Below are 14,363 nucleotides of genomic sequence, written 5' to 3'. Positions count from 1 at the left end.
AATGCACAGTATTAAAGCCTGTGCGATCCCTGTGGGAGCGGGCGAGCCCGCGAAGAGGCCGGTACAGGCGATCAGAGGGGCGGCAGGATTTCCACATCCGGCAAGTCCATCGCCGCCACCTCGTCTGCCAGAAAATCACTCAAGCGCCGCAACCGTTCGCCACCCGGCCGGGTGCGCGGCCATACCAGGTAGTAGTCCATCCCACTGGGCACTGCTGTCGGCCAAGGCAGGCTCAACCGCCCCTGCGCCACATCTTCGGCCACCATCAGCAAATCACCCATGGATATCCCGTAGCCACGCGCAGCGGCAATCATGCCCAGCTCCAGGGTGTCGAACACCTGCCCGCCCTTGAGCGAAACCTTGTCGCCAAGCCCCATGCGCTCCAGCCATTCCCGCCAGTCACGCTTGTCCACCGTGGGGTGCAGCAATTCGATAGAGGCCAGCCGGCACATGTCCCAAGGTTCTTCGTCGAGCAGGTCGGGCGCGCCGACCGGGATCAGCAATTCCGGGAACAGCTTGCGCACCTCCCACTCCGCCGGGAACACGCCATCGCTGAGCAGCACCGCACAATCGAACGGCTCCTGGTTGAAGTCCACATGGTCGACGTCCATCCAGGCGCTGGTCAGCTGCACTTCATTACCCGGCTGCAGGTGCCGGAACCGGCTCAGGCATGCCAGCAACCAGCGCATGGTCAAAGTCGAGGGGGCTTTCATGCGCAGGATGTCATCTTCGCCGCGCAAGTTATCGCAGGCCCGCTCCAGCGCCGCGAAGCCTTCGCGCACCCCGGGCAACAGCACCCGCGCCGCTTCGGTCAACTGCAGGCTGCGGCCACTGCGCACGAACAGGCGGCAGGCAAAGTGCTCTTCCAACGTACGGATATGCCGGCTGACAGCACTTTGGGTAATCGACAGCTCTTCGCCGGCACGGGTGAAGGAGCAAAGCCGTGCAGCAGCTTCGAATGCGCGCAGGGCATACAACGGAGGAAGTTGTCGGGACATGAGGCACCTGCCATACGGGACTGTGGAGCGAATCACCCATGAGCATATATACATGAGTAAGACTCATGCCAAGGATCGCTTTTATCCTTTTGTGCAAAGTTGACCGAAGCCTCAGAATCGCCCTTCGTTGTTTTCCCCAGGAAAAAGGACCGCCCCCATGCATGTCGCGCCCACCACAGAACTCAAGGCTTTGCTGCGCCTGGCCGGGCCGCTGATCGCCTCGCAGTTGGCGCACATGCTGATGGTGCTGACCGACACCCTGATGATGGCCCGTATCAGCCCGCAAGCGCTGGCCGGTGGCGGCCTGGGCGCGGCAAGCTACTCATTCGTGTCGATCTTTTGCCTGGGCGTGATCGCTGCGGTCGGCACTTTGGTTGCGATCCGCAAGGGCGCCAACGACATCGAAGGTGCTACCCGCCTGGCACAGAACGGCCTGTGGCTGGCCTGGGGCCTGGCGCTGTTCGCCGCACTGGCGCTGTGGAACCTTGAGCCGGTACTGCTGCTGTTCGGGCAACAGCCCGAAAACGTTGCCTCGGCGGCCGAATTCCTCACCTTGCTGCCACTGGCGCTGCCCAGCTACCTGACCTTCATGGCCTTGCGTGGCTTTACCAGCGCGCTGGGCCGCTCGACCCCGGTGATGGTGATCAGCGTGGTCGGCACGGTGCTCAACTACCTGTTCAACGTAGCGTTGATCGAAGGCATGTTCGGCCTGCCAAAACTCGGCCTGATGGGCATCGGCCTGGTCACCGCAGTGGTATCGCTGGGCATGGCCATCGCCCTTGCGCTGTACATCCGCTGGCATTCGGCCTATGCCGCCTACCCGCTGCGCAAGGGCCTGTCGCGCCCGTCGCTGCCGGCCCTGCGCGAGCTGTGGCGGCTGGGTTTGCCGATTGGCGGCACCTACATGGTGGAAGTGGGCCTGTTCGCCTTCGCCGCGCTGTGCATGGGCGTGCTGGGCAGTACCGAACTGGCGGCGCACCAGATCGCCCTGCAGATCGTGTCCACGGCGTTCATGGTGCCGACGGGCTTGTCCTATGCGGTGACCATGCGCGTGGGCTTGTATTACGGCGCCGGCAACCTGCTGGCGGCGCGCAGTGCCGGGCGCGTCGGTATTGGCTTCGGGGCGATGATCATGTTTGCGTTTGCCGCGCTGTTCCTGCTGCTGCCCGAGGCGCTGGTGGGGCTGTTCATCGACCGCAATGACCCGGCCTTTGCCGCGATCTTCCAGGTGGCCGTGCAGCTGTTGATGGTGGCGGCGTGGTTCGAACTGTTCGATGGCATGCAGACCATTGCCATGGGCTCGATCCGTGGGCTGAAAGATGCCAAGACCACCTTCCTGATCGGGCTGGTGTGCTACTGGCTGGTGGGGGCGCCGAGCGCCTGGTTGTTCACCTTTACCTTGGGCGGTGGGGCGGTGGGCATCTGGTGGGGGCTGGCGCTGGGGCTGGCATGTGCGGCGGTGGCGCTGACCTTTGGCTTTGAGTGGCGGATGAAGCGGCTTTTGAGGAAGGCGGTGGCGCGCGCAGGGGCTGCTGCTTCGGCCTGACTTCAGGGCCTCTTCGCAGGCACGCCCGCTCCCACAGGATTGCGCGATCCCTGTGGGAGCGGGCGTGCCCGCGAAAGGGCCCTAAAGGACAGCATCCAACTGACAGCCAGGCACCTTCAGCAAAAAATCGATCAGCTCCCCGACCGGCAGCGGCTTGCTGACCAAAAAGCCCTGCACCTGGTCACAGCCAAACCCACGCAACAACGCCAGCTGCTCTTCACTCTCCACCCCTTCGGCCACCACCTCGAGGTTGAGGTTGTGCGCCAGGTTGATCATGGCGTGCACCAGCTTGCGGTTTTCCTCGCGCATTTCCATTCCCGCAACAAAACTGCGGTCCACCTTGAGCAAAGTGATCGGCAAGCTGTTGAGGTGTACGAACGAAGAAAACCCGGTGCCAAAATCGTCGAGCGAGAATCGCACGCCCAGGCGGCCGAGGGCGTCCATGGTCTGGCGCACCACCTCGTTGCGGCGCATCACCGCCGTCTCGGTCAGTTCGAACTCCAGCCAGCGGGCGTCCACACCATGCTCAAGGATCAGGCGGCTCAGGGTGGCCAGCAGCTGGCTGTCCTGGAACTGACGAAAACTCAGGTTTACCGCCATGTGCAGCGGCTCCAGCCCGCGCTCACACAGCGCCTGCATGTCGCGCAAGGCACGGGAGATGACCCAGTAGCCCAGCGGCACGATCAGGCCGCTCTGCTCGGCCAGGGGCACGAACTCGCTAGGCGGTAACAGCCCGCGTTCGGCATGACGCCAGCGCACCAGCGCCTCCAGGCCGACGATGCGCCCGTCGGCCAGGTCGAGCCGCGGCTGATAGTGCAGCTCCAGCTCGTCACGGCGCAGCGCGCGGCGCAGTTCGCTTTCCAGGTCGGCAAGGCTGCGGGCGTTGCGATTGATGCGTTCATTGAACACATGGAAGGTGCAGCCCTGGCTGCCCTTGGCCTGGCGCATGGCAATGTGCGCATGCCACATCAACGGGTCGGCACCGCTGTGCGCGCGGGCATGGGCCAAGCCCAGGCTGCACCCCAGCAGCAGGCTTTCGCCGTCGATCCAGTAGGGTTCGGCCAAGGCCTCGATGATGCGCTCGGCAATCCATTCAGCGCGGTTGGCGTCGCGGCGGGTGTCGATCAGCAAGGCAAACTCGTCGCTGCCCAGGCGCGCCAGCTGGTCGCCAGCCTCCAGCTGGTTTTGCAGCCGCGCCACCACTTGCAGGATCAGGCGGTCACCGCTCTGGTGGCCGAGCGCATCGTTGACGTGGCGGAAGTTGTCCAGGTCCAGGTGGCCCAAGGCAATGCCACGGCCCTCGTTCTCGGCCAGGCGCGCGGTCAGCAAGGCCTGGAAGCCCTGGCGGTTGGCGATGCCGGTCAGTGGGTCCTGTTCGGCCAGGCGCTGCAAGGTGGCCACCAGCACCCCACGTTCGCGCACATGGCGCAGCGAGCGGCGCAAGGTATCAGCGTTGAGCTGGTCGCGTACCAGCCAGTCGCTGACGGCGCTGGGTGCTACCTCGGGCTCGTGATCCAGCAGCAGAATAGTTGGCAGCTCGCAGCGCCCGGGCACCGGCTGCAGGGCCGGAGTTGCCAGCACCACGGCCTGGCGATCATGGCTGAACAGGCTATCGACCGAGTCCCAGTCAGGCGCGGTCAGCAGCACGGCACTGCCGTTAAGGGCAGGCATGCAGGCGTGCAACAAGGCGGCCCATTGCGGCTCATCAGCCAACAGCAGCAAACGCAAAGGTTCGACAGGCGTGGACAAGCGGGCTCCTTAGGACTTCACGGTGCAACGATAACTGCCAGTATGCTACTGCATTAATGAAAATGATTTTCACTTTTATACATGCATTTGCGGGCGTAGCATCCCGACGTATTTTGTCGTGCATCCTGCTCGAAACCAGAGGAAGCGGCAAATATGATTTTTTCCTCTAGTAGCATTAGTCGCGCTAATAATGAGGCGGACAAAAGTCTGACTCAGACGTCAGACGGTCGCGCCACAACCGCCCCATGCCTGTTAGAATGCGCGGCTATTTTCTGGCGACCCCCGGTTTCTAGCATGTCCCGACTCAATCCCCGGCAGCAAGAAGCCCGTGACTACGTCGGCGGCCCTCTTTTGGTGCTCGCCGGTGCAGGTTCGGGCAAGACCAGCGTGATCACGCGCAAGATTGCCCACCTCATCCAGAACTGCGGCATCCGTGCCCAGTACATCGTGGCGATGACCTTCACCAACAAGGCCGCCCGCGAGATGAAGGAGCGGGTCGCCACCCTGCTGCGCCCGGGGGAAGGCCGTGGCCTGACGGTGTGTACCTTCCACAACCTGGGCCTGAACATCATCCGCAAGGAGCACGACAAGCTGGGCTACAAGCCAGGCTTCTCGATCTTCGACGAGTCCGACATCAAGGCGTTGCTGTCGGACATCATGCAGAAGGAATACTCCGGCGACGACGGCATCGACGAGATCAAGAACATGATCGGTGCCTGGAAGAACGACCTGATCCTGCCGCCAGAGGCCCTGGAAAAGGCGCGCAACCCGCGCGAGCAGACCGCCGCCATTGTCTACACCCACTACCAGCGCACGCTCAAGGCGTTCAACGCGGTGGACTTCGACGACCTGATCCTGCAGCCGGTCAAGCTGTTCCAGGAGCACCCCGAGGTGCTCGAACGCTGGCAGAACCGCGTGCGCTACCTGCTGGTGGACGAATACCAGGACACCAACGCCAGCCAATACCTGCTGGTGAAAATGCTGATCGGCATGCGCAACCAGTTCACCGTGGTGGGCGACGACGATCAGTCGATCTACGCCTGGCGCGGTGCGCGCCCCGAAAACCTGATGCTGCTCAAGGAGGACTATCCCTCCCTGAAGATCGTCATGCTCGAGCAGAACTACCGCTCCACCAGCCGCATCCTGCGCTGTGCCAACGTGTTGATCGCCAACAACCCGCACGCGTTCGAGAAACAGCTGTGGAGCGAGATGGGCGTGGGCGACGAGATCCGCGTCATCCGCTGCAAGAACGAGGAAGCCGAGGCCGAACGCGTGGCCATGGAAATCCTCACCTTGCACCTGCGCACCAACCGCCCGTACAGCGATTTTGCCATCCTCTACCGCGGTAACTACCAGGCCAAGCTGATCGAACTGAAGCTGCAGCACCACCAGGTGCCGTATCGCCTGTCGGGCGGCAACAGCTTCTTCGGCCGCCAGGAGGTCAAGGACCTGATGGCCTACCTGCGCCTGCTGGTGAACCCGGACGATGACAACGCCTACCTGCGGGTGATCAACGTACCGCGCCGCGAAATCGGCTCCACCACCCTGGAAAAGCTCGGCAACTATTCCACCGAGCGCGGCATTTCGATGTACGCCGCCAGCGAGGAGCTGGGCCTGGGTGAGCACCTGGACGCCCGCTACACCGAGCGCTTGCAGCGCTTCAAGCACTGGCTGGACGGGGTACGCCACAAGGTTGCCCTGGAAGACCCGATCGCCGCGCTGCACGAGATGATCCGCGACATCGACTACGAGAACTGGATCCGTCAGCAGACCGCCAGCGACAAGGCGGCGGAGTTCCGGATCAGCAACGTCTGGTTCCTTGTCGAAGCGCTGAAAAACACCCTCGAGAAGGACGAAGAGGGTGATATGACCATCGAGGACGCCATCGGCAAGCTGGTGCTGCGCGACATGCTCGAGCGCCAGCAGGAAGAGGAAGAAAACGCCGAAGGTGTGCAGATGATGACCCTGCACGCCTCCAAGGGCCTGGAGTTCCCCTACGTGTTCATCATGGGCATGGAAGAGGAAATCCTCCCGCACCGCTCCAGCATCGAGGCCGACACCATCGAAGAGGAACGCCGCCTGGCCTACGTGGGCATCACCCGCGCGCGCCAGACCCTGGCCTTCACCTTCGCTGCCAAGCGCAAGCAGTACGGTGAAATCATCGACTGCACGCCCAGCCGGTTCCTGGATGAACTGCCGCCAGACGACCTGGCCTGGGAAGGCCTGGACGATGCGCCCGTAGAAGTCAAAGCCGCGCGGGGCAACAACGCGCTGGCCGATATTCGGGCAATGCTCAAACGCTGATCAACCATTACTCTTTAACTTTGCCGCTTCTTGCGGCCACCTTTGCTACATCGGAGATACACAGTGGAAGCACTGCAGCAGAAGATTCGCGAAGAAGGCATCGTGCTTTCCGATCAAGTTCTCAAAGTCGACGCGTTTCTCAACCACCAGATCGACCCGGCGCTGATGCAGCTGATCGGTGACGAGTTCGCCCGCCTGTTCGCCGATGCCGGCGTGACCAAGATTGTCACCATCGAAGCCTCGGGCATTGCCCCGGCCGTGATGACTGGCCTGAAACTGGGCGTACCGGTGATCTTTGCGCGCAAGCACCAGTCGCTGACCCTGACCGAGAACCTGCTGACTGCCTCGGTGTACTCCTTCACCAAGCAGACCGAGAACACCGTGGCCATTTCGCCACGCCACCTCAACAGCAGCGACCGCGTGCTGGTAATCGACGACTTCCTGGCCAACGGCAAGGCGTCGCAAGCGCTGATCTCGATCATCAAGCAAGCCGGTGCCACCGTGGCCGGCCTGGGTATCGTGATCGAGAAGTCGTTCCAGGGCGGCCGTGCCGAGCTGGACAGCCAGGGCTACCGCGTTGAATCGCTGGCCCGGGTGAAGTCGCTGGAAGGCGGTGTGGTCAGCTTCATCGAGTGATGCCCACTGGGGCCGCTCTGCGGCCCATCGCGACACAAGGCCGCTCCTACAGGAAAACGCATAACCCTTGTAGGAGCGGCCTTGTGTCGCGATGGGCTGCAAAGCAGCCCCGGCAATTTTCAGGTCGCCGCCAACCCTGCCAGCAAAAGCCGCTGATACAGCTCTTCCTTCAATCCCTGCGGAGCGTCCAGCCCCATCCGCTCCAGGTGCCCTTGATACCCCTCAGGCCCCGGCGCATCCAACGCTGCCTTGCCCAGCTCCAGCACCTCGCTCAGCTTGAACTTGCTCTTCAGCCAGTTCAGCGCCCGCAACAGGTCCCGCTCCTCAGCTGTAAAGTCCGTCCCCATCGGATACTCCGGGAACAGCCGCGCATGCCGCGCCCTGATCGCCTCCAACCGCTGCGGCGTATTGTCGGTAAAGCGAGCGTCCAGCTCAAAATCCTTGGGCAGCTTGCCGGCCTCTTTGGCCTGCTCGATGAGCCCCTGCTGAAACCGCGAATCGCTCACCGCCAGCAACCGCGCAATCACCTCGCTGTCGGTCTGCCCACGTAAGTCGGCAATGCCGTATTCGGTCACCACGATATCGCGCAGGTGCCGGGGGATGGTGCAGTGCCCATAGGTCCAGAACAGGTTCGAGGTCACCTCCCCGCCTGCCTCGCGCCAGCTGCGCAAAAGCAGAATCGACCGCCCGCCTTCCAGCGCATGGCCCTGCGCGACGAAGTTGTACTGCCCGCCCACGCCGCTGAGCACGCGGCCGTCCTCCAGCTGATCGGCCACGCCGGCGCCGAGCAAGGTCATGGCAAACGCAGTGTTGATGAAGCGCGCATCGCGGCGCTGGCGTCGCTTGAGTTCTTCCTGCCCGTATAGCTCGTTGATAAAGCTGATACGGGTCATGGCAAAACGTGCGCGCTGTTCGAGTGGCATCTCCCTTAACCGCTGGTAGAACGCCTGTGGGCCAAGGAAAAAGCCACCGTGCACCACTGGTCCGTGCTCATTGGCCGGGCGCCGCAGCAGGCCTGCTTCGGCCAGTACCAGCAGGCCATTGACGAACATCTCGCTGCAGCCGTACAGGCCTTGGGCAAACGTCCCCAGCCCCCCTTCGCGCTCGATCAGCGCATGCCATGGGCACGTATCCAGCTCGTCTAGCAAGGCGCGGTAGCCTGCGTTGTCACCCTGGCGCGCCAGCAACGCGGCGGCGACTGCATCGCCCATGGCACCGATGCCGATCTGCAGGGTGCCGCCATCGCGTACCAGCGTGCTGGCGTGCAAGCCGATGCAGTGGTCCTGGGTGCCCACCGGCATGTTCGGGGTGGAGAACAGGCGACGTTGCTCGGCTTCATCGAGCAGCAGGTCGAACGCATCAATGGGCAGTTCCGCATCGCCTGGCATGTAGGGCAGCTCGGCATGCACCTGGCCCAGCATGAGAATGGTTTCGCCGGCCGCACGGCGCTTGGCGATCATCGGCAGCAGGTCGAGGGTGATGTCGGGGTTGCAGGCCAGGCTCAGGTGAACAGGCCTTTCAGGTGTGGCGGCCACCAGTTGCGCGACCAGGTTAAGGCCCTTGGCGTTGATGTCGCGTGCGGCGTGACTGTAGTTACTGCTGATGTAGTCCTGCTGGGCCGCCTCGCTGTGCAGCAGGCTGCCGGGCTGCATGAAAAACTGCTCGACGCGGATGTTCGGCGGCAGGCTGTCGTTGCGCAGGTCGGCAAGGTAGTCGAGCTCTTCGTAGTCGGCGAAGACACGCTCGACGAAGGGTTCGAGAAAGCGCCGCTGCAGGCCGTCGCCCAATGGTGGCCGGCCGAGGGACAGCGCGGTGTAGATAGTCAGCTGCCGCTCGGGCAGCTCGCGCACCCGTGCGTAGAGGGCGTTCACGAAAGCATTAGGCTTGCCCAGGCCCAATGGCAGGCCCATATGGATATGGTTTGGCAGCCGGGACAAGACCTGCTCGACAGCCTGATCGATGGAGCAGAGGTGCATCGGGGCCTCCTGAGACATCCATGGGTTCAGGGGTTGGACATGGCACTGGCGGGTTGGTTGCCTGTACCGGCCCTTTCGCGGCTAAAGCCGCTCCCACAGAGACCTCACAGTCCTTGAGTCCTGGGTTCTAACTCTGGCTCCCACAGGTACTGCACAGTCCTCGAATCCTGTGCAGTACCTGTGGGAGCGGCTTTAGCCGCGAAGAGGCCAGCACAGGCACCACAAAAACAAAGCCCGCCATCAACGGCGGGCCTGATGCAATTCAGCTGTGTCTTACAGCCCGGACATCTTCTTGATCGCCCCTTTCAGGTCGTCATCCGAGCAGTCCGCACAGGTGCCCTTGGGCGGCATGGCGTTGATGCCGGTAATGGCCTTGGCCAGGATGCCATCCAGGCCGCCCTGGTGGTCGGCGCGTTCTTTCCACGCGGCGGTATCGCCCACTTTAGGCGCACCAAGCAGGCCGGTGCCATGGCAGGCATTGCAGTGCTTGGCGATGATCTCATCGGGCGTCTTGGCACCCCCGCCCCCCGCTGCAACAGCCACTTCCATGCCTTTGCATTCCTGGCCCTGGACGCACACCTGGCCAACCGGCTCCAGGCGTTTGGCAATGTCGTCATTGGTCGCAGCGGTTGCGCTCATTGCCCAGAGGGCGAATACGGCTGCTGGTACGGCCAGCATCTTCTTGATTTGGTTCACGCGAACACCCTCATGGTGGCTAATCACGCTCGCGGCCACGGAACGGCGAGCGTTGAAAAGTATAGCGGGAACCCAGAAGCCGTGAAACGACCCTACACGGGAAAGGGGTATTGCCGAATCAATGCACTGCGCTGGATCAAAAGTTTGAAGGCGTCGCCGCACTGATCAGGCGGGCAGGCTGGTTGAACGGGTTGCGAAAGCGGTGCGGGCGCGTGCTTTCGAAGTAGTAGCTGTCGCCTTCTTCGAGGATGAAGATCTCGTTGCCGACCACCAGCTCCAGCCGGCCTTCGAGCAGGATGCCGGTTTCTTCGCCGTCGTGGGTGAGCATTTCGGCACCGGTGTCGGCGCCAGGCGGGTACACCTCGGTGAGAAACGCGATGGCACGGTTGGGGTGCGACTTGCCCACCAGCTTCATGGTCACCGCGCCGTCCGAGATATCGATCAGCTCGTGGGCCTTGTAGACGATCTGAGTGGGGCTTTCAGGTTCCAGCTCGACCGAAAAGAACTCGACCATCGACATGGGAATGCCGCTCAGCACCTTGCGCAGCGAGCTGATGGAGGGGCTCACGCTGTTCTTCTCGATCATCGAGATGGTGCTGTTGGTCACACCGGCACGCTTGGCGAGTTCGCGCTGGGACAGGCCCTTGAGCTTGCGGATGGCTTGCAGTCGTTCGCCGACGTCCAAAGCTGGAGCCTCCTGAAACGGTGGAAAGGGGGGTGGATGTGAACGATATCATGGCAATGCCGTTCAGTATTTACAACACACCGCCCCTCAACCTGTCCGCTTCAGCGTGTCATTCGCCGATGTAGTCCCGCGGAACCCGCTTCAGGTTGCAGAAGATCTGGTAAGGAATAGTGCCCGCGTGTGCGGCCACTTCGCTGGCCAGCACCTGCTTGCCCCACAGTTCGACCGGGCTGCCGACGGTGGCTTGCGGCACGTCGGTCAGGTCGATGTTGAGCATGTCCATCGACACCCGGCCGATCAGCTGGGTGCGCTGGCCGGCGACCAGCACCGGGGTGCCGTTGGGCGCCTGGCGCGGGTAGCCATCGGCATAGCCCATGGCGACCACGCCTACCCGGGTTGGCCGTGGGCTGACGAACTTGGCGCCGTAGCCCACCGGCTCGCCGGCAGGCAACTCGCGCACGCTGATGACCCGCGACTGCAGGGTCATTACCGGTTGCAGCCGCGCGGCTTCGGCCTGGGGCACTTCGAACGGCGTGGCGCCGTACAGCATCAGGCCCGGGCGTACCCAGTCGCCGGGCGCTTGCGGCCAGCCCAGCACGCCGGGCGAGTTGCGCAGGCTGCACTCGGCGGCCAGGCCCTGGCGGGCGGCCTCGAACACGGCGATCTGCTGGGCGGTGGCGTCGGCATCCAGTTCGTCGGCACGGGCGAAGTGGCTCATCAGCACGATGCGCACAACCTTGCCGCTGGCCAGCAGGCGCTGGTAGGCGTCGTGGTAGTCCTTGGGGTGCAGGCCGACGCGGTGCATGCCGCTGTCCAGCTTCAGCCAAATGGTGAGCGGCTTGTGCAGCTGGGTTTTCTCGATGGCTTCCAGCTGCCACAGCGAGTGCACTACGCACCACAGGTCGTGCTCGGCAATCAGCGCCAGCTCGCTGGCTTCGAAGAAGCCTTCCAGCAACAGCACCGGGGCCTTGATACCAGCGGCGCGCAACTCCAGCGCCTCTTCGATGCAGGCCACGGCAAAGCCGTCGGCTTCGGCCTCCAGGGCCAGGGCGCAGCGGACGGCACCGTGGCCATAGGCATCGGCCTTGATCACGGCGAGGGCTTTGGCACCGGTCAGTTCACGGGCCAGACGGTAGTTGTGGCGCAGGGCCTGGAGGTCGATCAGGGCGCGGGCGGGACGCATGGCGGCTGCCTTATGGTGGTTCACAGGTTGAAAACGGTGTTGGGTTCTTCGCGGCTAAAGCCGCTCCCACAAGGGACCGCACAATGGCCAAGACCATGCGATCCCTGTGGGAGCGGCTTTAGCCGCGAATGGGCCGGTGCAGGCTATTACTGCTGGTGAACCGGCGCGCCCTGCCCGTGCTTGGTCGCTTCCCGGCTGTTGCCATAACGGGAAATGTCCAGGCCTTCGGCACTGATCTGCGGTTTCTTGCGCGCAATCAGGTCGGCCAGCAGGCGACCGGAGCCGCACGCCATGGTCCAGCCCAGGGTCCCGTGACCGGTGTTCAGGAACAGGTTGCGGAACGCCGTGGCACCCACGATCGGCGTGCCGTCCGGGGTCGCCGGGCGCAGGCCGGTCCAGAAGCTGGCCTGGCTCAGGTCACCACCGCGAGGATAAAGGTCGTTGACGATCATCTCCAGCGTTTCGCGCCGGCGCGGATTCAGCGACAGGTCAAAACCGGCGATTTCAGCCATGCCGCCAACCCGGATACGGTTGTCGAAACGGGTGATCGCGACCTTGTAGGTCTCGTCGAGGATGGTCGAGGTCGGGGCCATGTCGCCGTTGGTGATCGGCACGGTCAGCGAGTAGCCCTTCAGCGGGTAAACCGGGGCCTTGATACCCAGCGGCTTGAGCATCTGCGGCGAGTAGCTGCCCAGCGCCAGCACGTAGCGGTCGGCGGTTTCCAGCTTGCCGTCGATCCACACGCCATTGATGCGGTCGCCCGCGAAGTCCAGGCGTTGGATGTCCTGGCCAAAACGGAATTCCACACCCAGCTTGATGGCCATGTCGGCGAGCTTGGTGGTGAACATCTGGCAGTCGCCGGTCTGGTCGTTAGGCAGGCGCAGCGCGCCGGCCAGAATGTCCTTCACGCCAGCCAGGGCCGGCTCGACGCGGGCAATCCCCTCGCGGTCCAGCAGCTCGTAAGGCACGCCAGACTGCTCAAGCACGGCAATGTCCTTGGCCGCGGCATCCACCTGGGCCTGGGTGCGGAACAGCTGGGTGGTACCCAGGGAGCGGCTTTCGTAGGCAATGCCGGTTTCGGCGCGCAATTCGTCCAGGCAGTCGCGGCTGTACTCGGACAGGCGCACCATGCGCTCCTTGTTCACCGCGTAACGGCTGGCGGTGCAGTTGCGCAGCATCTGCGCCATCCACAGGTACTGGTCGACGTCGCCGGTGAGCTTGATGGCCAGGGGGGCGTGGCGCTCCAGCAGCCACTTGATGGCCTTCAGCGGCACGCCTGGGGCGGCCCAGGGCGAGGCATAACCGGGCGAGATCTGGCCTGCGTTGGCAAAACTGGTTTCCATGGCCACCGCCGGCTGGCGGTCGACCACCGTCACTTCAAAACCTTGCCGGGCCAGGTAATAGGCACTGGCGGTTCCGATTACACCGCTACCAAGTACCAGAACTCGCATCGTTATATCCCTCACACGCGGCACGCCGCAGACTTTTATTGATATGGCATGAATGGGCGCAGTATAGGAATTTGAGACCAGTGCAATTCACTATATAAAAGCCTATTATTGGCGAGAATTCTCGGCAAAATCGCCTTTCACGGAGGGGCATCCCCTATGAGAACCCAGCACCAGAGCAAGCGTGAACTGGACAAGATCGACCGTAACATCCTGCGGATCCTGCAGAATGACGGGCGTATTTCCTTCACCGAACTGGGCGAGAAAGTTGGGCTGTCCACCACCCCTTGCACCGAGCGGGTTCGCCGGCTGGAGCGCGAGGGCATCATCATGGGCTACAACGCCCGCCTGAACCCGCAGCACCTCAAGGGCAGCCTGCTGGTGTTCGTGGAAATCAGCCTGGACTACAAGTCGGGCGACACCTTCGAGGAGTTCCGCCGCGCGGTCTTGAAGCTGCCCCACGTGCTGGAATGCCACCTGGTGTCAGGTGACTTCGACTACCTGGTGAAGGCGCGTATTTCGGAGATGGCGTCGTACCGCAAGCTGCTTGGCGACATCCTGCTGAAGCTGCCGCACGTGCGCGAATCGAAGAGCTACATCGTGATGGAAGAGGTGAAAGAAAGCCTCTGCCTGCCGATCCCGGACTGAGGCTAGACCAGCACCTGCCGGGTGGTGGCGATGAACTGGTGCACGAGCTGCTCGGCTGCGGGGTCGATCATCGGCTCAGGGCCACGGCCACGCGGGCAGGCCATGCGTGGCGTGGTGCCAAACAGGCGGCAGATCATCGGGCGCTCTTCATACACCGTGCAACCGTTGGGGCCCAGGTGCACGCAGTCCAGGCGCTCCAGGGCAGCTTCCTGCTCGGCCTGGGACTTGCGCGGCAGGCGGGCCATTTCTTCCGTCGACGTGGTGACCGGGCCGCAGCAATCGTGGCAGCCGGGCTCGCACTCGAACGAGGGGATGAGTTCGCGCAGGAAGTGGATCTTGTGGCGGTTGCAGGACATGACCAAGTACAAAGCTGATGGAAAAGTTGGATTATAAGCCCATTCGCGGGCTTGCCCGCTCCCACAGGTAACTCGCAGGTCTCAAGATTGTAGAGTACCTGTGGGAGCGGGCGAGCCCGCGAACGAGGGCGCAGCCCT

12 protein-coding genes are annotated in these 14,363 nt (G+C 63.2%); 4 read left to right on the top strand and 8 right to left on the bottom strand.

Going from position 1 to position 14,363, the window contains the following annotated elements:
* Positions 1 to 71: 71 nt before the first annotated feature.
* A complete protein-coding gene (locus tag N805_RS23025) occupies positions 72 to 998 on the bottom strand; it encodes a LysR substrate-binding domain-containing protein (protein ID WP_019472730.1) in 927 nt (308 codons plus the stop codon).
* Between the two features lie 157 nt (positions 999 to 1,155).
* On the opposite strand from N805_RS23025, the gene N805_RS23020 reads away from it, so the two are divergent.
* On the top strand, positions 1,156 to 2,544 hold the full coding sequence (locus N805_RS23020; RefSeq protein ID WP_019472729.1) for a NorM family multidrug efflux MATE transporter: 1,389 nt from the start codon (positions 1,156 to 1,158) through the stop codon (positions 2,542 to 2,544).
* A gap of 81 nt (positions 2,545 to 2,625) precedes the next feature.
* Here the strand turns inward: N805_RS23020 and N805_RS23015 are convergent, their stop codons facing one another.
* On the bottom strand, positions 2,626 to 4,293 hold the full coding sequence (locus N805_RS23015) for a putative bifunctional diguanylate cyclase/phosphodiesterase (RefSeq protein WP_019472728.1): 1,668 nt from the start codon (positions 4,291 to 4,293) through the stop codon (positions 2,626 to 2,628).
* A 294-nt stretch (positions 4,294 to 4,587) separates the two neighbouring features.
* Between N805_RS23015 and rep the strand changes: the two genes are divergently transcribed.
* Entirely contained in the window at positions 4,588 to 6,597 is a 2,010-nt protein-coding gene (rep, locus tag N805_RS23010; protein WP_019472727.1) for a DNA helicase Rep, read from the top strand.
* 63 nt (positions 6,598 to 6,660) lie between these two features.
* A complete protein-coding gene (locus N805_RS23005) occupies positions 6,661 to 7,233 on the top strand; it encodes a xanthine phosphoribosyltransferase (protein WP_019472726.1) in 573 nt (190 codons plus the stop codon).
* A 119-nt stretch (positions 7,234 to 7,352) separates the two neighbouring features.
* On the opposite strand, the gene N805_RS23000 is transcribed toward N805_RS23005, so the two are convergent.
* From N805_RS23000 to dadA, 5 genes are all read right to left on the bottom strand, one after another.
* Positions 7,353 to 9,209: an acetyl-CoA hydrolase/transferase C-terminal domain-containing protein gene (locus N805_RS23000; protein WP_019472725.1), complete on the bottom strand. Its 1,857-nt coding sequence runs from the start codon at positions 9,207 to 9,209 to the stop codon at positions 7,353 to 7,355.
* Positions 9,210 to 9,482: 273 nt separating this feature from the next.
* A complete protein-coding gene (locus N805_RS22995) occupies positions 9,483 to 9,887 on the bottom strand; it encodes a c-type cytochrome (protein WP_033692624.1) in 405 nt (134 codons plus the stop codon).
* Between the two features lie 154 nt (positions 9,888 to 10,041).
* Positions 10,042 to 10,590, bottom strand: coding sequence for a cupin domain-containing protein (locus tag N805_RS22990; protein ID WP_016489803.1), 549 nt, complete (start codon positions 10,588 to 10,590; stop codon positions 10,042 to 10,044).
* A gap of 109 nt (positions 10,591 to 10,699) precedes the next feature.
* Positions 10,700 to 11,773, bottom strand: a complete 1,074-nt coding sequence (gene alr / locus N805_RS22985; RefSeq protein WP_019472723.1) for an alanine racemase — start codon at positions 11,771 to 11,773, stop codon at positions 10,700 to 10,702.
* Between the two features lie 146 nt (positions 11,774 to 11,919).
* A complete protein-coding gene (gene dadA / locus N805_RS22980; RefSeq protein ID WP_019472517.1) occupies positions 11,920 to 13,224 on the bottom strand; it encodes a D-amino acid dehydrogenase in 1,305 nt (434 codons plus the stop codon).
* A gap of 156 nt (positions 13,225 to 13,380) precedes the next feature.
* Here dadA and dadR point away from each other — a divergent pair, with 156 nt between their 5' ends.
* Complete coding sequence (gene dadR, locus N805_RS22975) at positions 13,381 to 13,869, top strand: transcriptional regulator DadR (protein WP_003258963.1); 489 nt, start codon at positions 13,381 to 13,383, stop codon at positions 13,867 to 13,869.
* Between the two features lie 2 nt (positions 13,870 to 13,871).
* Here dadR and N805_RS22970 read toward each other — a convergent pair whose 3' ends face one another.
* Complete coding sequence (locus N805_RS22970; protein WP_019472518.1) at positions 13,872 to 14,225, bottom strand: YkgJ family cysteine cluster protein; 354 nt, start codon at positions 14,223 to 14,225, stop codon at positions 13,872 to 13,874.
* Positions 14,226 to 14,363: the final 138 nt, after the last annotated feature.

Source organism: Pseudomonas putida S13.1.2, from assembly GCF_000498395.2.
In the GTDB taxonomy this organism is placed as follows: domain Bacteria; phylum Pseudomonadota; class Gammaproteobacteria; order Pseudomonadales; family Pseudomonadaceae; genus Aquipseudomonas; species Aquipseudomonas putida_Q.
This window is presented reverse-complemented; position numbering and strand designations above follow the sequence as displayed.

Bases quoted from the DNA above. Each gene is read 5' to 3' on its own strand.
- N805_RS22970 (WP_019472518.1), bottom strand. From the start codon at position 14,225: ATGTCCTGCAACCGCCACAAGATCCACTTCCTGCGCGAACTCATCCCC.
- N805_RS22995 (WP_033692624.1), bottom strand. From the start codon at position 9,887: ATGCTGGCCGTACCAGCAGCCGTATTCGCCCTCTGGGCAATGAGCGCA.
- dadA (WP_019472517.1), bottom strand. From the start codon at position 13,224: ATGCGAGTTCTGGTACTTGGTAGCGGTGTAATCGGAACCGCCAGTGCC.
- alr (WP_019472723.1), bottom strand. From the start codon at position 11,773: ATGCGTCCCGCCCGCGCCCTGATCGACCTCCAGGCCCTGCGCCACAAC.
- rep (WP_019472727.1), top strand. From the start codon at position 4,588: ATGTCCCGACTCAATCCCCGGCAGCAAGAAGCCCGTGACTACGTCGGC.
- N805_RS23000 (WP_019472725.1), bottom strand. From the start codon at position 9,209: ATGCACCTCTGCTCCATCGATCAGGCTGTCGAGCAGGTCTTGTCCCGG.
- dadR (WP_003258963.1), top strand. From the start codon at position 13,381: ATGAGAACCCAGCACCAGAGCAAGCGTGAACTGGACAAGATCGACCGT.
- N805_RS23020 (WP_019472729.1), top strand. From the start codon at position 1,156: ATGCATGTCGCGCCCACCACAGAACTCAAGGCTTTGCTGCGCCTGGCC.
- N805_RS23025 (WP_019472730.1), bottom strand. From the start codon at position 998: ATGTCCCGACAACTTCCTCCGTTGTATGCCCTGCGCGCATTCGAAGCT.